At 69.5% G+C, this 14,802-nt stretch carries 17 protein-coding genes; 6 read left to right on the top strand and 11 right to left on the bottom strand.

Translation table 11 applies throughout. The features are described from left to right. Positions 1-15: 15 nt before the first annotated feature. The 3 genes from AC0685_RS30235 to ctaD all read right to left on the bottom strand — a co-directional run bounded on the left by AC0685_RS30235 (position 16) and on the right by ctaD (position 3,867). Positions 16-774, bottom strand: coding sequence for a peptidyl-tRNA hydrolase (locus AC0685_RS30235; protein WP_478228610.1), 759 nt, complete (start codon positions 772-774; stop codon positions 16-18). Beyond that, positions 771-2,000, bottom strand: a complete 1,230-nt coding sequence (gene serB / locus AC0685_RS30230) for a phosphoserine phosphatase SerB (protein ID WP_125689643.1) — start codon at positions 1,998-2,000, stop codon at positions 771-773. Before serB ends, AC0685_RS30235 begins: the two co-directional genes overlap by 4 nt. Positions 2,001-2,088: 88 nt before the next feature. Then, positions 2,089-3,867, bottom strand: a complete 1,779-nt coding sequence (gene ctaD, locus AC0685_RS30225; RefSeq protein ID WP_034308844.1) for an aa3-type cytochrome oxidase subunit I — start codon at positions 3,865-3,867, stop codon at positions 2,089-2,091. A 135-nt stretch (positions 3,868-4,002) separates the two neighbouring features. On the opposite strand from ctaD, the gene AC0685_RS30220 reads away from it, so the two are divergent. Next, the gene (locus tag AC0685_RS30220; protein ID WP_478228609.1) at positions 4,003-4,839 is read left to right on the top strand and encodes a phosphotransferase; all 837 of its coding nucleotides are present in this window, start codon (positions 4,003-4,005) and stop codon (positions 4,837-4,839) included. Positions 4,840-4,899: 60 nt separating this feature from the next. On the opposite strand, the gene AC0685_RS30215 is transcribed toward AC0685_RS30220, so the two are convergent. Further along, entirely contained in the window at positions 4,900-6,108 is a 1,209-nt protein-coding gene (locus AC0685_RS30215; RefSeq protein WP_478228608.1) for a glycosyltransferase, read from the bottom strand. Positions 6,109-6,218: 110 nt separating this feature from the next. After that, the gene (locus AC0685_RS30210; protein ID WP_478228607.1) at positions 6,219-6,956 is read right to left on the bottom strand and encodes an alpha/beta fold hydrolase; all 738 of its coding nucleotides are present in this window, start codon (positions 6,954-6,956) and stop codon (positions 6,219-6,221) included. On the opposite strand from AC0685_RS30210, the gene AC0685_RS30205 reads away from it, so the two are divergent. Further along, positions 6,955-7,497 (top strand): GNAT family N-acetyltransferase, encoded by a 543-nt coding sequence (locus AC0685_RS30205; protein WP_478228606.1) that lies wholly within the window; start codon positions 6,955-6,957, stop codon positions 7,495-7,497. The two genes, AC0685_RS30210 and AC0685_RS30205, sit on opposite strands and share 2 nt — an antisense overlap. A 1-nt stretch (position 7,498) precedes the next feature. Here AC0685_RS30205 and AC0685_RS30200 read toward each other — a convergent pair whose 3' ends face one another. Both AC0685_RS30200 and AC0685_RS30195 read right to left on the bottom strand, forming a co-directional pair. Next, entirely contained in the window at positions 7,499-7,786 is a 288-nt protein-coding gene (locus AC0685_RS30200) for a hypothetical protein (protein WP_478228605.1), read from the bottom strand. A 207-nt stretch (positions 7,787-7,993) separates the two neighbouring features. Continuing rightward, complete coding sequence (locus AC0685_RS30195) at positions 7,994-8,746, bottom strand: AraC family transcriptional regulator (protein ID WP_478228604.1); 753 nt, start codon at positions 8,744-8,746, stop codon at positions 7,994-7,996. A 51-nt stretch (positions 8,747-8,797) separates the two neighbouring features. Between AC0685_RS30195 and AC0685_RS30190 the strand changes: the two genes are divergently transcribed. Continuing rightward, positions 8,798-9,361 (top strand): class I SAM-dependent methyltransferase, encoded by a 564-nt coding sequence (locus tag AC0685_RS30190; protein ID WP_478228683.1) that lies wholly within the window; start codon positions 8,798-8,800, stop codon positions 9,359-9,361. Between the two features lie 66 nt (positions 9,362-9,427). On the opposite strand, the gene AC0685_RS30185 is transcribed toward AC0685_RS30190, so the two are convergent. Then, positions 9,428-10,552, bottom strand: a complete 1,125-nt coding sequence (locus AC0685_RS30185) for an alkaline phosphatase family protein (RefSeq protein WP_478228603.1) — start codon at positions 10,550-10,552, stop codon at positions 9,428-9,430. A gap of 50 nt (positions 10,553-10,602) precedes the next feature. Between AC0685_RS30185 and AC0685_RS30180 the strand changes: the two genes are divergently transcribed. After that, complete coding sequence (locus AC0685_RS30180; protein WP_038508997.1) at positions 10,603-10,815, top strand: FmdB family zinc ribbon protein; 213 nt, start codon at positions 10,603-10,605, stop codon at positions 10,813-10,815. 98 nt (positions 10,816-10,913) lie between these two features. After that, positions 10,914-11,834: a membrane protein gene (locus AC0685_RS30175; RefSeq protein ID WP_478228602.1), complete on the top strand. Its 921-nt coding sequence runs from the start codon at positions 10,914-10,916 to the stop codon at positions 11,832-11,834. 34 nt (positions 11,835-11,868) lie between these two features. Here the strand turns inward: AC0685_RS30175 and AC0685_RS30170 are convergent, their stop codons facing one another. Together AC0685_RS30170 and AC0685_RS30165 are read right to left on the bottom strand one after the other, a co-directional pair. After that, positions 11,869-12,252, bottom strand: a complete 384-nt coding sequence (locus AC0685_RS30170; RefSeq protein WP_340683721.1) for a DUF6401 family natural product biosynthesis protein — start codon at positions 12,250-12,252, stop codon at positions 11,869-11,871. Positions 12,253-12,312: 60 nt separating this feature from the next. Next, entirely contained in the window at positions 12,313-13,431 is a 1,119-nt protein-coding gene (locus AC0685_RS30165) for a trans-sulfuration enzyme family protein (protein WP_478228601.1), read from the bottom strand. Positions 13,432-13,490: 59 nt separating this feature from the next. On the opposite strand from AC0685_RS30165, the gene AC0685_RS30160 reads away from it, so the two are divergent. Next, the gene (locus AC0685_RS30160; protein WP_016336815.1) at positions 13,491-13,964 is read left to right on the top strand and encodes an Lrp/AsnC family transcriptional regulator; all 474 of its coding nucleotides are present in this window, start codon (positions 13,491-13,493) and stop codon (positions 13,962-13,964) included. On the opposite strand, the gene AC0685_RS30155 is transcribed toward AC0685_RS30160, so the two are convergent. After that, positions 13,961-14,794: a YwqG family protein gene (locus AC0685_RS30155; protein ID WP_478228600.1), complete on the bottom strand. Its 834-nt coding sequence runs from the start codon at positions 14,792-14,794 to the stop codon at positions 13,961-13,963. The genes AC0685_RS30160 and AC0685_RS30155 overlap by 4 nt on opposite strands. Between the last annotated feature and the right edge of the window lie 8 nt (positions 14,795-14,802).

Here is a 14,802-nt window from a genome sequence, read left to right as displayed (position 1 = left end):
GGGGAGTATAGGAGGCTAAGCCCTTTGGGCTATGACCGTGACTGTTCCGGGATCGACTTCGGTGAACCCGGCGTCCCGGACCGCGACGACGCCGTCACGGCGCCACGAACCTTCGGGATCCTCGACCGGGCAAAGCGCCTTCCAGGTCGCGACCGGCGGGGTCCGCACCGAGCACCGGAACCCGGTCCCGGCCCAGGCCGCCCGTTCGGCCTCGTCCAGCAGTGACGCGAGGATCATCGTCGCGTGCCCGACCTGGGCCGAACCCTTGCCGACGGTCATCGAGACCTCGGGGTTCAGCAGCAGCCGCGGGACACCGTCCGGCGCGGGCCCCGGCTCGTCGGCCGGGAGTTCGCTCCCGGAGATCTGCAACCGCGAGACCTCCTTGGGCGTCTCGACGACGCGGCAGGGAAGCAAGGCCCGCGCCTCGGCGCCGTCGACCTCGACCGTGATCCCCGGCAGTTCCTGGACCGCCCGCCAGTGCGCACCGCGCGCCCGCCGGGCGACCTTGCGGATCCGGCCGTCGACCCACGCCTTGAGCGGATCGTGCCATTCGCCCTCGGGCTCGGCACGTTCGTCGAGACAGACCGCGACCGCGGCCGCCGCGGCGGCCTCCAGCAGGGCGGTCCGCGACGGCGGTTCTGCCCGTTCCATCCGCAGGATCACCGGCATGGCCCGGACCTCGGCGGGATCCTCGTCGGAGGTGTCCACCGTATCCTCGGCGGGCAGCCCCAGCCAGAACGCGTAGCGCGCGGCCAGCGGCTCCAGGACGCTCATGGCCGGGAAAGTTCGAGACCGTCGGCCGCGTCGGCCGCCTCGATCTCGGCCCTGGTGACCCCGAGCAGGAACAGCACGGCGTCGAGATATGGGTGGGAAAGCGCGGTGTCGGCGACCTCGCGCAGCGCGGGCTTCGCGTTGAAGGCGACCCCCATCCCGGCGACCGAAAGCATGTCGATGTCGTTCGCCCCGTCACCGACGGCGACGCACTGCTCCAGCGAGATCTCGTACTCCTCGGCGAACCGGCGCAGCGCCGTCGCCTTGCCCGCGCGGTCGACGATGTCCCCGACCACCCGGCCGGTGAGCTTGCCGTCGACCACTTCGAGTTCGTTCGCGGCGGCGAAGTCGAGGCCGAGGTCGTCCACGAGGGACTTGATGATCTTGGTGAAGCCGCCGGAGACGACCCCGCAGCGGAAGCCCATCCGCTTCAGCGTGCGGATGGTCGTGCGCGCGCCCGGGGTGAGCTCGATGGACGCGGCGACCTCGTCCAGCACCGTCTCCGGAAGCCCCTCCAGCAGCGCGACCCGGCGCTCCAGCGACTCGCCGAAGTTCAGCTCGCCGCGCATCGCGGCCTCGGTGATCTCGCGGACCTGCGGTTCGACGCCGGCGTGCGCGCCGAGCATCTCGATGACCTCGCCCTGGATGAGCGTGGAATCGACGTCGAAGACGACCAGGCGCTTGGCGCGGCGGGCGAGCCCGGCCCGCTCGACCGAGATGTCGATCCCGGCCTCGACAGCGGCGTCCGCCAGCGCGGTGCGCAGCGCGGCGTCGGCCTCCGGAGTGTCCTGGGCGAGCGAGGCGTACAGCTCCAGCCCAGTGACCGGATAGTCGGCGACGCTGCGGATCGAGTCGATGTTGACGTCCAGCGCGGCGAGACGGCGCGCGACGTCGGAGAACGCCCGCGCGGTCACCGGGCGGCCGAGCATCAGAAGGACATGCGTCGAGTCCTTCTGGCCGATGGCGAACGGGTCGGCGCCGATGGCCGAGCCGATCTTCACGTCGACCTGCATCCCGACCGAGGCCATCGCCTGCTCGACGTACTCCTGCAGGCCCTCGGGGTCGCGGTACACGCCGGCGAGCACACCGAGCACCAGCTGGCCGCGGATGACGACCTGCTCGACGTCGAGGACGTCGACGTCGTGGCGCGACAGCACGGCGAACAGCACCGAGGACACACCCGGCTTGTCGGGACCGGTGGTGGTGATGAGAACTGGTGTCTGCGTCACGGGGGTCAGTCTCCCTCAGCCAAAGCAAAAAAAGGCGCGTGCCTTGCCCCTGTGTGAGGCAAGGCACGCGCCGTTTCCGCTTATCGGGTCACTTCTCGCTGGAGTTGTCCTTGGAGTGATCACCCGGCATGGCCGCCTCGGTGAGCACCTGGGACGGCGCCCGGTGGGTGTTGACCTTCTGCTTCCCGAAGAAGCCGATCTCACCCTCCTTGTGGATGCGCTCCACCATATGCGGGTAATGCAGCTCGAACGCCGGACGCTCGGACCGGATCCGCGGCAGCTCGGTGAAGTTGTGCCGCGGCGGCGGGCAGGACGTCGCCCATTCGAGCGAGTTGCCGTAGCCCCACGGGTCGTCCACCGTGACGATCTCGCCGTACCGGTAGCTCTTGAAGACGTTCCAGATGAACGGCAGCGTCGAGGCACCGAGGATGTACGCGCCGATCGTGGAGATCGTGTTCAGCGTGGTGAACCCGTCGGACTGCAGGTAGTCCGCGTACCGGCGCGGCATGCCTTCGGCGCCGAGCCAGTGCTGCACCAGGAACGTGGCGTGGAAGCCGATGAACGTGGTCCAGAAGTGCCACTTGCCGAGCTTCTCGTCCATCATGCGGCCGGTGATCTTCGGGAACCAGAAGTAGATCCCGGCGAACGTGGCGAACACGATCGTGCCGTAGAGCACGTAGTGGAAGTGCGCGACGACGAAGTAGCTGTCGGACACGTGGAAGTCGATCGCCGGCGCGGCCAGCATGATGCCGGTCAGACCGCCGAAGAGGAACGTGACGATGAAGCCCATCGAGAAGATCATCGGCGTCTCGAAGGACAGCTGGCCCTTCCACATCGTGCCGATCCAGTTGAAGAACTTCACGCCGGTCGGGACCGCGATCAGGAAGGTCATGAAGGAGAAGAACGGCAGCAGCACGGCGCCGGTCGCGTACATGTGGTGCGCCCACACGGCCACCGACAGCGCGGCGATCGCCAGCGTCGCCCAGACCAGGCCCTTGTACCCGAAGATCGGCTTGCGGCTGAAGACCGGGAAGATCTCCGACACGATCCCGAAGAACGGTAGCGCGACGATGTAGACCTCTGGATGGCCGAAGAACCAGAACAGGTGCTGCCAGAGGATCACGCCGCCGTTCGCGGGATCGAACACGTGCGCCCCGAGATGCCGGTCCGCCAGCAGGCCCATCAGGGCCGCGGTCAGGATCGGGAACGCCAGCAGGATCAGGATGCTGGTGACCAGGATGTTCCAGGTGAAGATCGGCATCCGGTACATCGTCATGCCGGGGGCGCGCAGGCAGACCACCGTGGTGATCATGTTGACGCCACCGAGGATGGTGCCGAGACCGGACACGACCAGACCGGAGATCCACAGGTCGGCACCGACACCGGGCGAGTGGATGGCGTCCGACAGCGGGGTGTAGGCGAACCAGCCGAAGTCGGCGGCGCCACCCGGGGTCAGGAAGCCGGACATCACGATCAGGCCGCCGAAGAGGTACAGCCAGTACGAGAACGCGTTCAGCCGCGGGAAGGCGACGTCGGGCGAACCGATCTGCAGCGGCAGGATGAAGTTCGCGAAACCGAAGAGGATCGGCGTCGCGTACAGCAGCAGCATGATCGTGCCGTGCATGGTGAACAGCTGGTTGTACTGCTCCTGCGAAAGGAACTGCTGCCCGGGACGCGCCAGCTCGGAGCGGATCAGCATCGCCATCGCGCCGCCCACCATGAAGAAGGCGAACGACGTGACCAGGTACATGATGCCGATTTGCTTGTGGTCCGTCGTGCGGAACAACCGCAGCAGGTACGAACCCTTAACCGACTCGCGCGCGGGATACGGGCGCGTGGCGATCGGCTTGGGGGCTACGGCCGTCACTCCTGCCTCCAACACTCAAACCTTGTGGTGGTCAATTTGCGGTCGCCGGGCGGGTTCGGGACCCACTCCGGCGGCTAGTGGGGATCGTAGCCCTCACTACCGACAGTCGCGCGCACCGGCTGGCAAGATCGCGCCGTGACCGACGAACACACCCGCGCGGGAGTGGCCGCGGCGGTCGCCGTCGGTGCCCGGTACGGGCTCCCGACCGGCACCCCCGATGTCCTGCATTTCAAGTCGAACGTGCTGGTGAGACTGGGTCCGGTGGTGGCGCGGGTGCCCGGCACGACGCGCCTCGCGCGGTCCTCGCCCGAGGACTGGCTCAGACGCGACGTCGAGCTGTCGAAGTACCTCACGGAACGTGGTGTGCTCGTCGTCTCACCCACCACGGATCCCCCGGCAGGACCGCTTTTCGCCGACGGCCTCCCGGTCACTCTCTGGCACTACACGCCGCACGAGCCGGGGCACACGCTGTCGCCGCACGAGGTCGCGCTTTCGCTCGCCCGGGTGCACGACGCGCTCGCGGACTACCCCGGTGAACTGCCCGAACTCGGGCCCGTCCGCGAACTCCGGACGTTGCTGGACCGGCATGGTGCCCTCATGGGCGGGGCGGCGCCCCGGTTGTACGACGAACTCGAACGGGTGGCGGCCGCGCTGCCGGACACCGCGGCGCGTCCGTTGCACGGTGACGCCCATCGGGGGAACGTCGTCGCGACGGCGGCCGGGCCGTGCTGGCTCGACTTCGAGGACACCTGGCGCGGGCCGCTCGGCTGGGACCTCGGCGTGCTCTTCGCGGAGGCCGGGCACGCGACGTTGGACGCGTACCCGGCCGATGTGGCGCCCTCGTCGCTGGAGCCGTTCATCGCGTTGCGGCGGTTGTTCGAGGTCCCCTGGCGGTTCGTGATCGCGCGGCGGTTCCCGGAGCGGCTACCGGAGGCAGAAGCCGCCCTGGAGCGCTACTTCTCCCGCAATTAGTCCTCTCGATGCGGTCGTTGGCGATGCGAACTACCGCATTCAGAGGACTAAATGCAGGGGTCAGACGGCGTCCATCAGGAGTTTCGCCGCCACGTCGACGCCGTCCGTCCGCACCTCACCGCCGACCTGACGCGCCCGCGAGGCGACGCCGGGGCGCAGCACCTCGCCCAGAGCGAGGGTCAGCGCTTCGGCGGAGGGCTCCCCGGTGATCGACGTCCCCAGCCCGAGTTCCCCGACGCGCCGCGCGAAGTACGGCTGATCGAACATCTGCGGGACGAGCACCTGCGGCACCTCGGCCCGGGTCGCCGCCGTCGTCGTACCGGCACCGCCGTGATGCACGACCGCCGCGACCCGCGGGAAGAGCGCCTGCTGGTTGACGTCCCCGATGGCGAGGCAGTCGGGTTCGTCGTCGATCGGCGCCAGCTCGGTCCAGCCGCGGAACACGATCGCCCGCCGCCCGTGCGCCCTCGCCGATTCGATCATCGCCTTCGCGATCTCCTCAGGGGCGCGGATACTCCCGAATCCGAAGTAGACCGGGGGCTCGCCGTCGTCGAGGAACGCCTCCAGTTCCGGGGACAACGGACTGTGGTCAGGCAGGATCCAGGCGCCGGTCTGGTGCACGTCGAGCGCCGACGGTCCCCGCCACGGCGCCAGCACCGGATCGGCGGCCAGCCACGGACGCTCGGTGAAGACATGCCCGCGGACGTCGTCGACGGGCGGGAGACCGAGCATTTTCCGCTGCGCGTTCAGCACCCCGCCCCAGTGCTCGTTCCATCGTCGTGCGTCGTCGGCCCACAAGGCCGGGATGGCGGCGTCGGGATTCTCCGGCGCCCATCCCGCGAAAACGGGCGGACGATGGTGTAATGAAGGCAGCGTTATCGGGCAGTATGCGGTGAAGAAATAGGGAATTCCTTTTCGCTCGGCCACCGAATGGGCGGCGATGTTCAAGGCCATTCCCGCGACGACGGCGTCGCAGTCTTCGGCCACCTCCGGCATCGTCTCGAATTGGCCGACGACCATGGCCTCGGCCATCGCGCGCCGCCCCTCGGGTGTGGCCATCGCCTTGGTCATGGCGGAATCCGGCTTCGCGGTCGACCGGAGTTCCGGCCCCAGCGAAGCGAAAGAGATCCCGAGGCCTTCGGCCCAGTCACGGAAATCGGGCGGTGCGCAAAGCCGGACTTCCTGGCCGAGTTCCCGCAATCGCACCGCCAAGGCCGCCAGTGGCTGCACCTCACCCCTCGTCCCGATAGTGGACAGGAGTACACGCATGGGAATCCCCCTTCGGCAAAACGTGAAGGCACGAATTGTGGACCGGGAATGGGGGCTTGCCGCAAGCCCCGGGGTCCGCTATACCTTGGAAGGGGCGAGGGAAACGTTTCTTAAGCGGGGTACCAGCCCAAGATCGCTTCGACGACTCCGGCCGGATCCTCCAGCGGTGTCAGATGCCCGGCCTCGGGAAGCACGACCAAGGTCGCGTCCGGCAGCGTTTCCACCAGGATGTTCGCTTCCTCCAGCGGAGTCAGGCCGTCCTCTTCGCCGACCACGACCAGCGCCGGCACGTCCGCCGAGCGCAGCGTTTCGAGCGAATCGGGCCGCGCCGCCATCGCGCGCGCCGCCCACGCGACACCGGACGGAGGCTGCGTCGTGATCAGTTCGCGAAGTCGTTCTGCCACCTCCGGACGGGCCTTTTCGGCGAGCAATCCGGGTGTGACGGCCTCGGGCATCCAGCCGGCGCCTTCCGCTTCCACCCTGGCCGCGACATCGTGCCGGGTCCGCACGGCCTCGGGAGTGTCGGCCGTCGCCTTCGTGTCGATGAACACGAGGCCGCCCACCCGTTCCGGCGCCAGGCGCAGCACCGCCATCGTCAGGTAGCCGCCCATCGAGCAGCCGCCGAGGACGACCTTGTCGAGGCCGAGCCGGTCGAGCAGTGCCACGACGTCGCGCGCGGCGTCGGCCAGATCCGGCTCCCGGTCGGTCTCGGGCAGCGGACTGCGGCCGAGGCCGCGCTGGTCGGGCGTGATCAGCCGCAGGCGTTCCGAGAGCGGCGCGCGGACCGCGTCCCACATGCGGGCGTCGACGGGGAAGGCGTGCAGCAGGACCAGTGGGAGAGCGTTCATGGCGGCAATTCTGTCGCACCCTGGCGCTACCGTCAGATCCGTGCTGACAGAGATCAAGACGGAGAGGCTGCTGCTGCGGAGGCTGCGCGAGGCGGATCGCGAGAACATCGTCGCGCTGCAGGCCGATCCGGAGACGAACAGGTTCAACCCGGAGCCGCACACCGTCGACGGTGCGAACGAGCTTTACGACGCCTGGATGAAGCAATGGGCCGAGCACGGGTTCGGCTATCTCACGGTGTCCGCTTTGGACGATCCGGAGACGATCCTCGGCTTCGGCGGCGTCCGGTATCACGAACGGAACGGCGAGCGCGTGCTGAACCTCGCGTACCGCTTCTGGCCGTTCACCTGGGGCAAGGGCTACGCCACGGAGATGGCGGCCGCCGTCGTCGCATGGGCGGAGCGGGAGATCCCCGACGTGCCGGTGATCGCCAACATCATGGTGTCCAACAAACCTTCGATCCGGGTCGCCGAGCGGCTCGGTTTCACGATCCACACGGAGGAGGAATTCGCGGGCGAACCTTCACTGCACCTGCGGCGCTGAATCACCAGCGGCCAGGGCGGCGGCGGGACCGCGCGCCCCAGCACGCCTTGTGCCAATGGCGGCGGTCGGCGACCCCGCCGGTGTCGTCGGCGGGCCAGGCGACCACATGCGGGGTTCCCTGCCGGATCTCGTGATCGCAACCGGGGCAGCGATAGTCCTTGGTGGCGTGTGCGCCGGGCACGGTGCTTACCAGCCAGTCGCCGTCGGCGGCGGATTCGGAGCGCGCCCAGCCGGTCGACGCGCCGAGGTCAGGGCGTCCACCGCGTTCGGGCCGGTTACGTCGTGGCACGCCGAAACGGTATACGGCGAGGTGCCGTGTGATCCCGCTCGCTCGACGTTTGGATACGGAGCGCGTGGCGGTTTCGCGTGATCAGCGGGACAACACGCTGAGATCCCTGTGCCGCGGGTTGCCATCCATCCGATCACGCGTGTCGTCCACCGGATCATGCGTGACTGAAGGCGGATCTCGCGTGTCTGAAGGCGGATCACGCCACGGTCAGCCGCCGAAGTAAGCGCCCGGCGTCACACCGACCGCGCGGCGGAAGGCGGCGACGAACGCGCTCGGCGAGGAGTAGCCGATCCGGCGGGAGACCGCGGTCAGCGGCATGCCCTCGGCCAGCAGCGGCAAGGACGCGCGCAGCCGTGCCTGCACGCGCCACGCGCCGAACGTCGTACGGCATTCGGTGAGGAACAGGCGCGCGAGCGTGCGTTCGCTCGCGCCCGCGTCGCGGGCGAAGTCCGCGAGGCCGCGGCGGTCCGCCGGATCGGCGATCACCGCTCGCGCGACGGTCAGCGCACGTCCGTCCGACGGCATCGGCACGGTGATCGGCACGACGTCCACCGGTTCGAGCAGATCGAAGGCGACGGCCTCGGCCCGGCGGCGCGCGTCGTCGCCGAGGTCGGCGGCGCCGAGGTGCTCCAGCAGTTCCCGCAGCAGCGGGCGGACGGCGACGAGCGTCGGTTCGGGCCAGCGCACCGGGCAGCGGTCCCGGGCGGCGTAGATCCCCCGCAGCACGGTTTGCGCGGTGGCGCCGGTTCGGTGGACGACACCTGCCGGGATCCAGAGCGCCCGTGTCGGCGGCAGCACCCAGTGCCGCTCACCGACGTTCACGCTCAAGATCCCCCGGGCCGCCCAGGCGAGCTGGTGGCCGTCGTGCTCGTGCCATGGGAGCCAGGTGCCCGCGGGCAGATCCATCTCGCCGAGCACCATCGCCGTCGACATCGGTGGCAGGAGTCCGATTTGCGACATCACTTGGCAGCCTATCGCCTACCGGTCATGGCTAGCTTCGGGTTCATGCCGATGAACCTGGTGCACCGCAAACTCTGCAGTTCCGCGCTGTGGGCGAAGGCCGTCGCCCACGAGATGCCGGGCAACGTCGCCGGCTTCGACCTCGGCGACTCCGTACTGGAGATCGGCCCGGGCTTCGGCGCGACCACGCGCGCGCTCGTCGGGCTCGTTCCCCGGCTCACGGCCGTCGAGATCGACGAAGCGTCGGCGGACCTCCTCAAACGGGAGTTCGACGGCCGGGTGCGGATCGTCCAGGGCGACGGAGCGGCGTTGCCCTTCGAGGACGGCGAGTTCTCGGCGGTCGTCTGTTTCACGATGCTGCACCACGTGCCGACGACGGCGTTGCAGGACGCGATCTTCGCCGAGGCGTTCCGCGTGCTCCGCCCCGGCGGCGTTCTGCGCGCGATCGACAGCCTGGAGAGTCTGCCGTTCCGGCTGCTCCACATCGGCGACACGATGAACGCCCTCGACCCGGTTTCGCTCTGGCCCCGGCTCACCGACGCCGGGTTCACCGACATCAAGGTCGACCACGTGCCCAAGCGCTCCGTGAAGTTCTCGGCCAGGAAGCCCGCCTGACGCATTTGGTCCTCTGAATGCGGTCCTTGCGTGTGCAACTACCGCATTCAGAGGACTAAATGCGGGTCAACGGCGCGCGAGGACCAACGGGACGAGTTGTTCGGCCGGGGTCAGCGAGCCGTGCTGGCCGACCAAGGAGGACTCGACGGCCTCGGCCAGTTCCCGCACGAGCCCGAACCGTCCCTTCGACGCCACGACCACGTCGCCGATACGCGGGCGCACCCGGTCGGAGACGGGCCCGAACCAGCCCGCCTCGATGGCCTCGTCGCGCGGGAGGATCCACGCCCGGTCACCGATGACCTCGCTCCAGGCGGCCAGGACGTCGGCCTCCGCACCCGGTTCGCTGTAGACGTGCCGTGCCCGGACCTCGCCCCCGATCGCCCGGACGCCGCCGAGCAGCGCGGGGGTCTCGTCGATGTCGAGCGCACCCTCGACCGTCACCATGCCGTGGTCGGCCACGACGGCGAGGAGCGCACCGGGTGACAATCCGTCCACAATGGACTCCACCAGCCTGTCGACCTGCCGCAGCTGCATCCGCCACGGCGCCGAACCCGGCCCGTAGATGTGGCCGAGCATGTCGAGTTCGCTGTGGTAGCCCCAGCAGAACGCCGGCCGCATTTCGAGGCAGTGCAGGACACAGGCGGCGAGGTCGCCGAGCGCGTGGACACCCACGTAACGCGCACCGGACTGCGTCGCGCGGGTGAGCGCGGTGTCGGCGAACTTCGCCGAAGACACCACGCTCGTCGTGATCCCGGCGGCCGCCGCGCGTTCGAACGTCGTCGGCAGCGGCTGCACCTCGCGCGGCGGCAGCGCGCCGCGGAGATCGCCGCCGTCCACATGGCTGCTCCAGCGCAGCGCGTTCAGGACGCCGGTGCCCGGCACCTCGAAGCTGTAGCCGACCAGTCCGTGCTCCCCCGACGCCAGCCCGGTGCCGATCGCGCCGAGACCGGCCGCCGTCGTCGCCGGGAAACCGACCCGCAGCGGCGACTTCGCCAGCTGGGTGAGCACGGGCGCGTCGGCGGCGTGCTCGGCCAGCAGTTCCCAGCCGAGACCGTCGATGAGCAGGACGCAGGCACTGGACGCCTCCGCCAGGCTCAGGGAGTTCACGAACCCGTCGGCGCCGAGGGCGGAGAGCACGGACGGGACGACTTGGCCGAGGTGCGGCACATGCGCCGCGACAGGCAGTTCCACCCGGCCAGCTTGCCATCCCGGAGGCCGGAAGGAGATGGGATAATGCCGGCATGCCGACTTACGCCTACCGCTGCCGCGAATGCGCCGGAACCTTCGAACTGCTGCGGCCGATGAGCGAGTCCGGTGCGCCCGCGCCGTGCCCGGAGGGCCACCAGGACACCGTCAAACTGCTGACGACCGTCGCGCTGACCGGGTCGGCCTCCGGTCCCGCCCCTGTTCCCGCAGGTGGAGGCGGTTGCTGCGGAGGCGGCTGCTGCAGTTGACCCACCCGTTCGGGTGGCGCAACGTGTGATCGCCCGAACGGCGGGTACCCCCTTCCCACCAGTCTGGAAGCTCCAGTGGTGGGAAGGGAGAAAGTCCAGTGGCCACATCAGCACTGGCGGCCGTCGACTTCGGTCAGGGCGTGTCGAGCGCCTGGAGTTCGGTCGCCACCTTCGTCCCGAAACTGCTCGCGTTCCTGGTCATCCTGTTCATCGGCTGGCTGATCGCCAAGGCGCTCTCGAAGGCCGTGAGCATGGTGCTCGAGAAGGTCGGGTTCAACCGGCTCCTCGAACGCGGGGGCTTCAAGCAGATGCTCGCGCGCAGCCAGTTCGACGCGTCGAGCATCATCAGCAAGATCGTCTACTACGCGATCCTGCTGATCGCCCTGCAGTTCGCGTTCGGCGTGTTCGGTCCGAACCCGGTGAGCGCGCTGCTCAACGACATCGTCGCGTGGCTGCCGCGCGCCATCGTCGCGATCGTCATCGTGGTGATCGCCGGCGCGGTCGCCAAGGCGGTCAAGGACCTGATCGGCAACGCCCTCGGCGGTGTCTCCTACGGCAAGGTGCTCGCCACCATCGCCTCGGTGTTCATCTGGGGCCTCGGCGCGATCGCCGCGCTGAACCAGATCGGCGTGGCCACCGCGGTCACGATGCCGGTGCTGATCACCGTGCTCGCCACGGTCGGCGGGATCGCCGTCGTCGGTGTCGGTGGTGGTCTCATCAAGCCGATGCAGCAGCGCTGGGAGACCTGGCTCGGCCGGGCCGAGGCGGAGATCCCCGCCGCGAAGGCGCAGGCCGAGGCCTACCAGCGCGGTCGCGAGGACGCCGGCCGCTCGGGTGAGGTGCCTGCCGAGCGGACGACGGTCCACCAGCCGGTGTCCGCCGGGCATCACGCCGCGAACCCGAACACGCCGACTCAGCACCAGCAGTTCCCGCCCAGCCAGGGTCAGATGCCCCAGCACCAGGATCCCGGCCAGCGGCCCCCCGGTGGAAACATGCCCCCTCCGCCGGAGTACCGCTGACCTTCCACGGGAGCGGGTGGGGCGTCCGGCCGCCCTACCCGTTCCCGGTCGGCTGGGTCCGCCGGTCGTCCATCGAGGCGGCCAGCGAACACACGCCGACCAGCCGCGCGGTCATCCAGTCGCTGGTGGTCCAGGCGGACAGATCGGCCGGGATGCGGAACGTCCACCCCTTGGCCTTCGCCTCGTCGAGCAGCCCGCGCGTGTAGCCGGCGAGAAGGACGACCCCGGCGACCGCCGCCGAACCTTCGACCCCCGCCGCGAGGATGTCCCGCACCGCGGCGGAGTGCTGATCGAAGACGGCCGACAGCCCGGGCACGGCCGCCGCCGCGGCGAGCCCGGCCACACCGATCTGCTGGTGCAGCCGGGAAAGCGTGCTACGAGCCGAAGATTCCACCCAGGACGAGACCAGATCTTTCACCCGACCAGGTTAGCCAGGCCGGACGATTTGTCGACATCCCGGTGATGACGATCGCAGAATTCAGCAAGACTTGAGGGCCTGATCCAGGTCGTGCCACAGGTCCTCGACGTCCTCCAGTCCCACCGACATGCGGATGAGCCGGTCGGTGACCCCCGCGCCGCGCCGGTCGTCCTCGGCGACGATCCGGTGGCTGATCGAGGCGGGATGCTGGATGAGCGAATCCACACTGCCGAGGCTGACGGCCGGGGTGATCAGCCGGACCGCGCCGATGAGCGCGTGCGGATCGCCCTCGACCTCGAACGCGATCAACGGACCACCGACGGCCGGGTAGTGCACGGCACTCACGTTCGCGTGGCCGCGAAGCCGCTCGACGAGTTCGGCGGCCGTCGCGGACGCGGCGTTGACGCGCAGCGGAAGAGTCGAGAGGCCGCGAAGCAGCATGTACCCGGCGAGCGGGTGCAGCACGCCTCCGGTGGCGAAGCGGATCTGCCGCAGCATCCCCGCGTCTTCGGCACTGCAAGCGACCACGCCGCCCATGACGTCGCCGTGCCCGCCGAGGAACTTGGTCGCGCTGTGCAGGACGAATCGGGCACCGTGCCGCCCCGGCCGCTGGAGCACGGGAGTCGCGAAGGTGTTGTCGACCAGCACCGGGACCTCGCCCGCGGCACGCACGATCTCGGCGATGTCGACCTCGCGCAGGGTCGGGTTCGCGGGGGTTTCGAGCAGCACCAACCCGGTGTCGGGCCGCAGCGCCGACGCGACGCCTTCCGGATCGGCCCAGGTCACCTCGGTGCCGAGCAGACCGGACGTGAGCATGTGATCGGTGCAGCCGTAGACAGGCCGGACGGCGACGACATGCCGTTTGCCCTGCGCGACGGCGGCGAGCAGCGACGCCGAGACCGCGGCCATGCCGGTGGCGAACGCGACGGCGTCGTCGAATCCTTCGAGTTCGGCCAGCGCCTTCTCGAAGCGTTCGACGGTCGGGTTGCTCAGCCGCCCGTAGACCGGGAGCCCGGACAGTGATCCCGAGGCGGCGAATTCGTCGATGCGGCCCGCCTCCTCGACGCTGTCCCGCGACGGGTAGGTCGTGGACAGGTCGAGCGGAGCGGCGTGGACGCCGAGGTCCGTGAGATCGTCACGGCCGGCGTGAACGGCTCGGGTGCGCAGCGTTGCAGTCATACCCCAGATAGTGCGATTTTCTTCGGATCGTCCGCAATATCCTCGGATATCATTCGCCGATGTCGGATTCCGTCGAACTGAGTACGGTTGATCTTCGAATTCTGCGGCTCTTGCAGAACGACGCCCGGATCTCGAACAAGGATCTGGCGGCCGAAGTCGGCGTCGCGCCCTCGACCTGTCTCGATCGCGTCAACCGGCTGCGCGAGCTCGGGGTGATCATCGGCCAGCGCGCCGAGGTGGACGCGGCCAAGCTCGGCCGCCCGCTCGAAGCGCTCCTGTTCGTGCAGGTCCGTCCGCACCGGCGCGCGCTGGTCGATTCGTTCGTCGAGCATCTGCTCGCCCTGCCCGAGGTCCGCGCCGTCTACCACCTGACCGGCCCGGACGACTTCCTCGCGCACGTCGCCACCGCTTCGGCGACCGAGCTGCAACGGCTGGTGCTCGACGAACTGACCGCCCGCGACGAGGTCGCCCGGGTGCACACGAACCTGGTCTTCCAGCACTGGAGCGGGGGACCTTTGCTACCGCCCGGCTAATCGATCCGGACCTTGAAGGGATGCGTGACGTCGGTCGGGCACGTGAAGACGTTCAGCACCCCCTGGCGGTGGAAGGACCAGCCCGCCGCCTCGCCCTCGGCGACCTCGCATCCGCAGCCGACCTCGTGCTCCTCCGAGGCCAGCGCGATCGTCTGGCGCAGGTCGGCGCCGCATTCCCGGCAGCCCAGCTCGTGCCGATCGGTCGCGTCCCAGGCGGTCCAGCCGCCGATCTTCGAGTACTGGTCCAGCTCCGGCCAGCCCTCCGGGTCGTCGCCCGCGCCCTCGGGAATGCCGAGCGCGGCGCGGGTCTCCGCCGGGAAGTCGCAGAGCCGGGGCAGCTCGTCGATCGAGCACGGTTCGAAAACGCAGGGATCCGGCACGTAGGCGGCTTCGGCGTTCTCGGGGGCCGGAGGCGGGTCCGCGATGTCCCGCACCTCGCCCGCGTCACGCCAGACCAGCCGGACCGCGGGCCCCTGCTGGTGCGGGCTGTCGTGGTCCATCGGGCAGAACAGGATCTGCAGGACGTCGGTGCCCTCCGGGAAGGGCAGCTCCGGGAAGTCGTCGCGGAAGAACTGCGCCGCGACGACCATCGCCGGGACCGGCTCGTCGAGCGGATGCCCGCCCGTCCACGCGTCGTCGGACGCGTCCGGGTCGGGCGGCCAGGTCACCGGGCACTCCGGCCACGGCTCGTCCGACGGCCAGAGCAGCGGGCCGCCGAAGTGGCTTTCGTCCGTACCGGGGACTCCCGGCGCGGGATGCAGCCGGATGGCCGTCCGGACCAGGTCGTTCAGACCGGGGATGGGCACCCCGTCGTAGGTGAGCTGACGCACTCCCGGGA

This window comes from Amycolatopsis sp. NPDC043889 (genome assembly GCF_056435645.1).
This window is presented reverse-complemented; position numbering and strand designations above follow the sequence as displayed.

Excerpts from the sequence above, each read along its gene's own strand:
- AC0685_RS30235 (WP_478228610.1), bottom strand. The coding sequence starts at position 774 with ATGAGCGTCCTGGAGCCGCTGGCCGCGCGCTACGCGTTCTGGCTGGGG.
- AC0685_RS30215 (WP_478228608.1), bottom strand. The coding sequence starts at position 6,108 with ATGCGTGTACTCCTGTCCACTATCGGGACGAGGGGTGAGGTGCAGCCA.
- AC0685_RS30205 (WP_478228606.1), top strand. The coding sequence starts at position 6,955 with ATGGCGGCAATTCTGTCGCACCCTGGCGCTACCGTCAGATCCGTGCTG.
- AC0685_RS30210 (WP_478228607.1), bottom strand. The coding sequence starts at position 6,956 with ATGAACGCTCTCCCACTGGTCCTGCTGCACGCCTTCCCCGTCGACGCC.
- AC0685_RS30195 (WP_478228604.1), bottom strand. The coding sequence starts at position 8,746 with ATGTCGCAAATCGGACTCCTGCCACCGATGTCGACGGCGATGGTGCTC.
- AC0685_RS30190 (WP_478228683.1), top strand. The coding sequence starts at position 8,798 with ATGAACCTGGTGCACCGCAAACTCTGCAGTTCCGCGCTGTGGGCGAAG.
- AC0685_RS30180 (WP_038508997.1), top strand. The coding sequence starts at position 10,603 with ATGCCGACTTACGCCTACCGCTGCCGCGAATGCGCCGGAACCTTCGAA.
- AC0685_RS30165 (WP_478228601.1), bottom strand. The coding sequence starts at position 13,431 with ATGACTGCAACGCTGCGCACCCGAGCCGTTCACGCCGGCCGTGACGAT.
- AC0685_RS30160 (WP_016336815.1), top strand. The coding sequence starts at position 13,491 with ATGTCGGATTCCGTCGAACTGAGTACGGTTGATCTTCGAATTCTGCGG.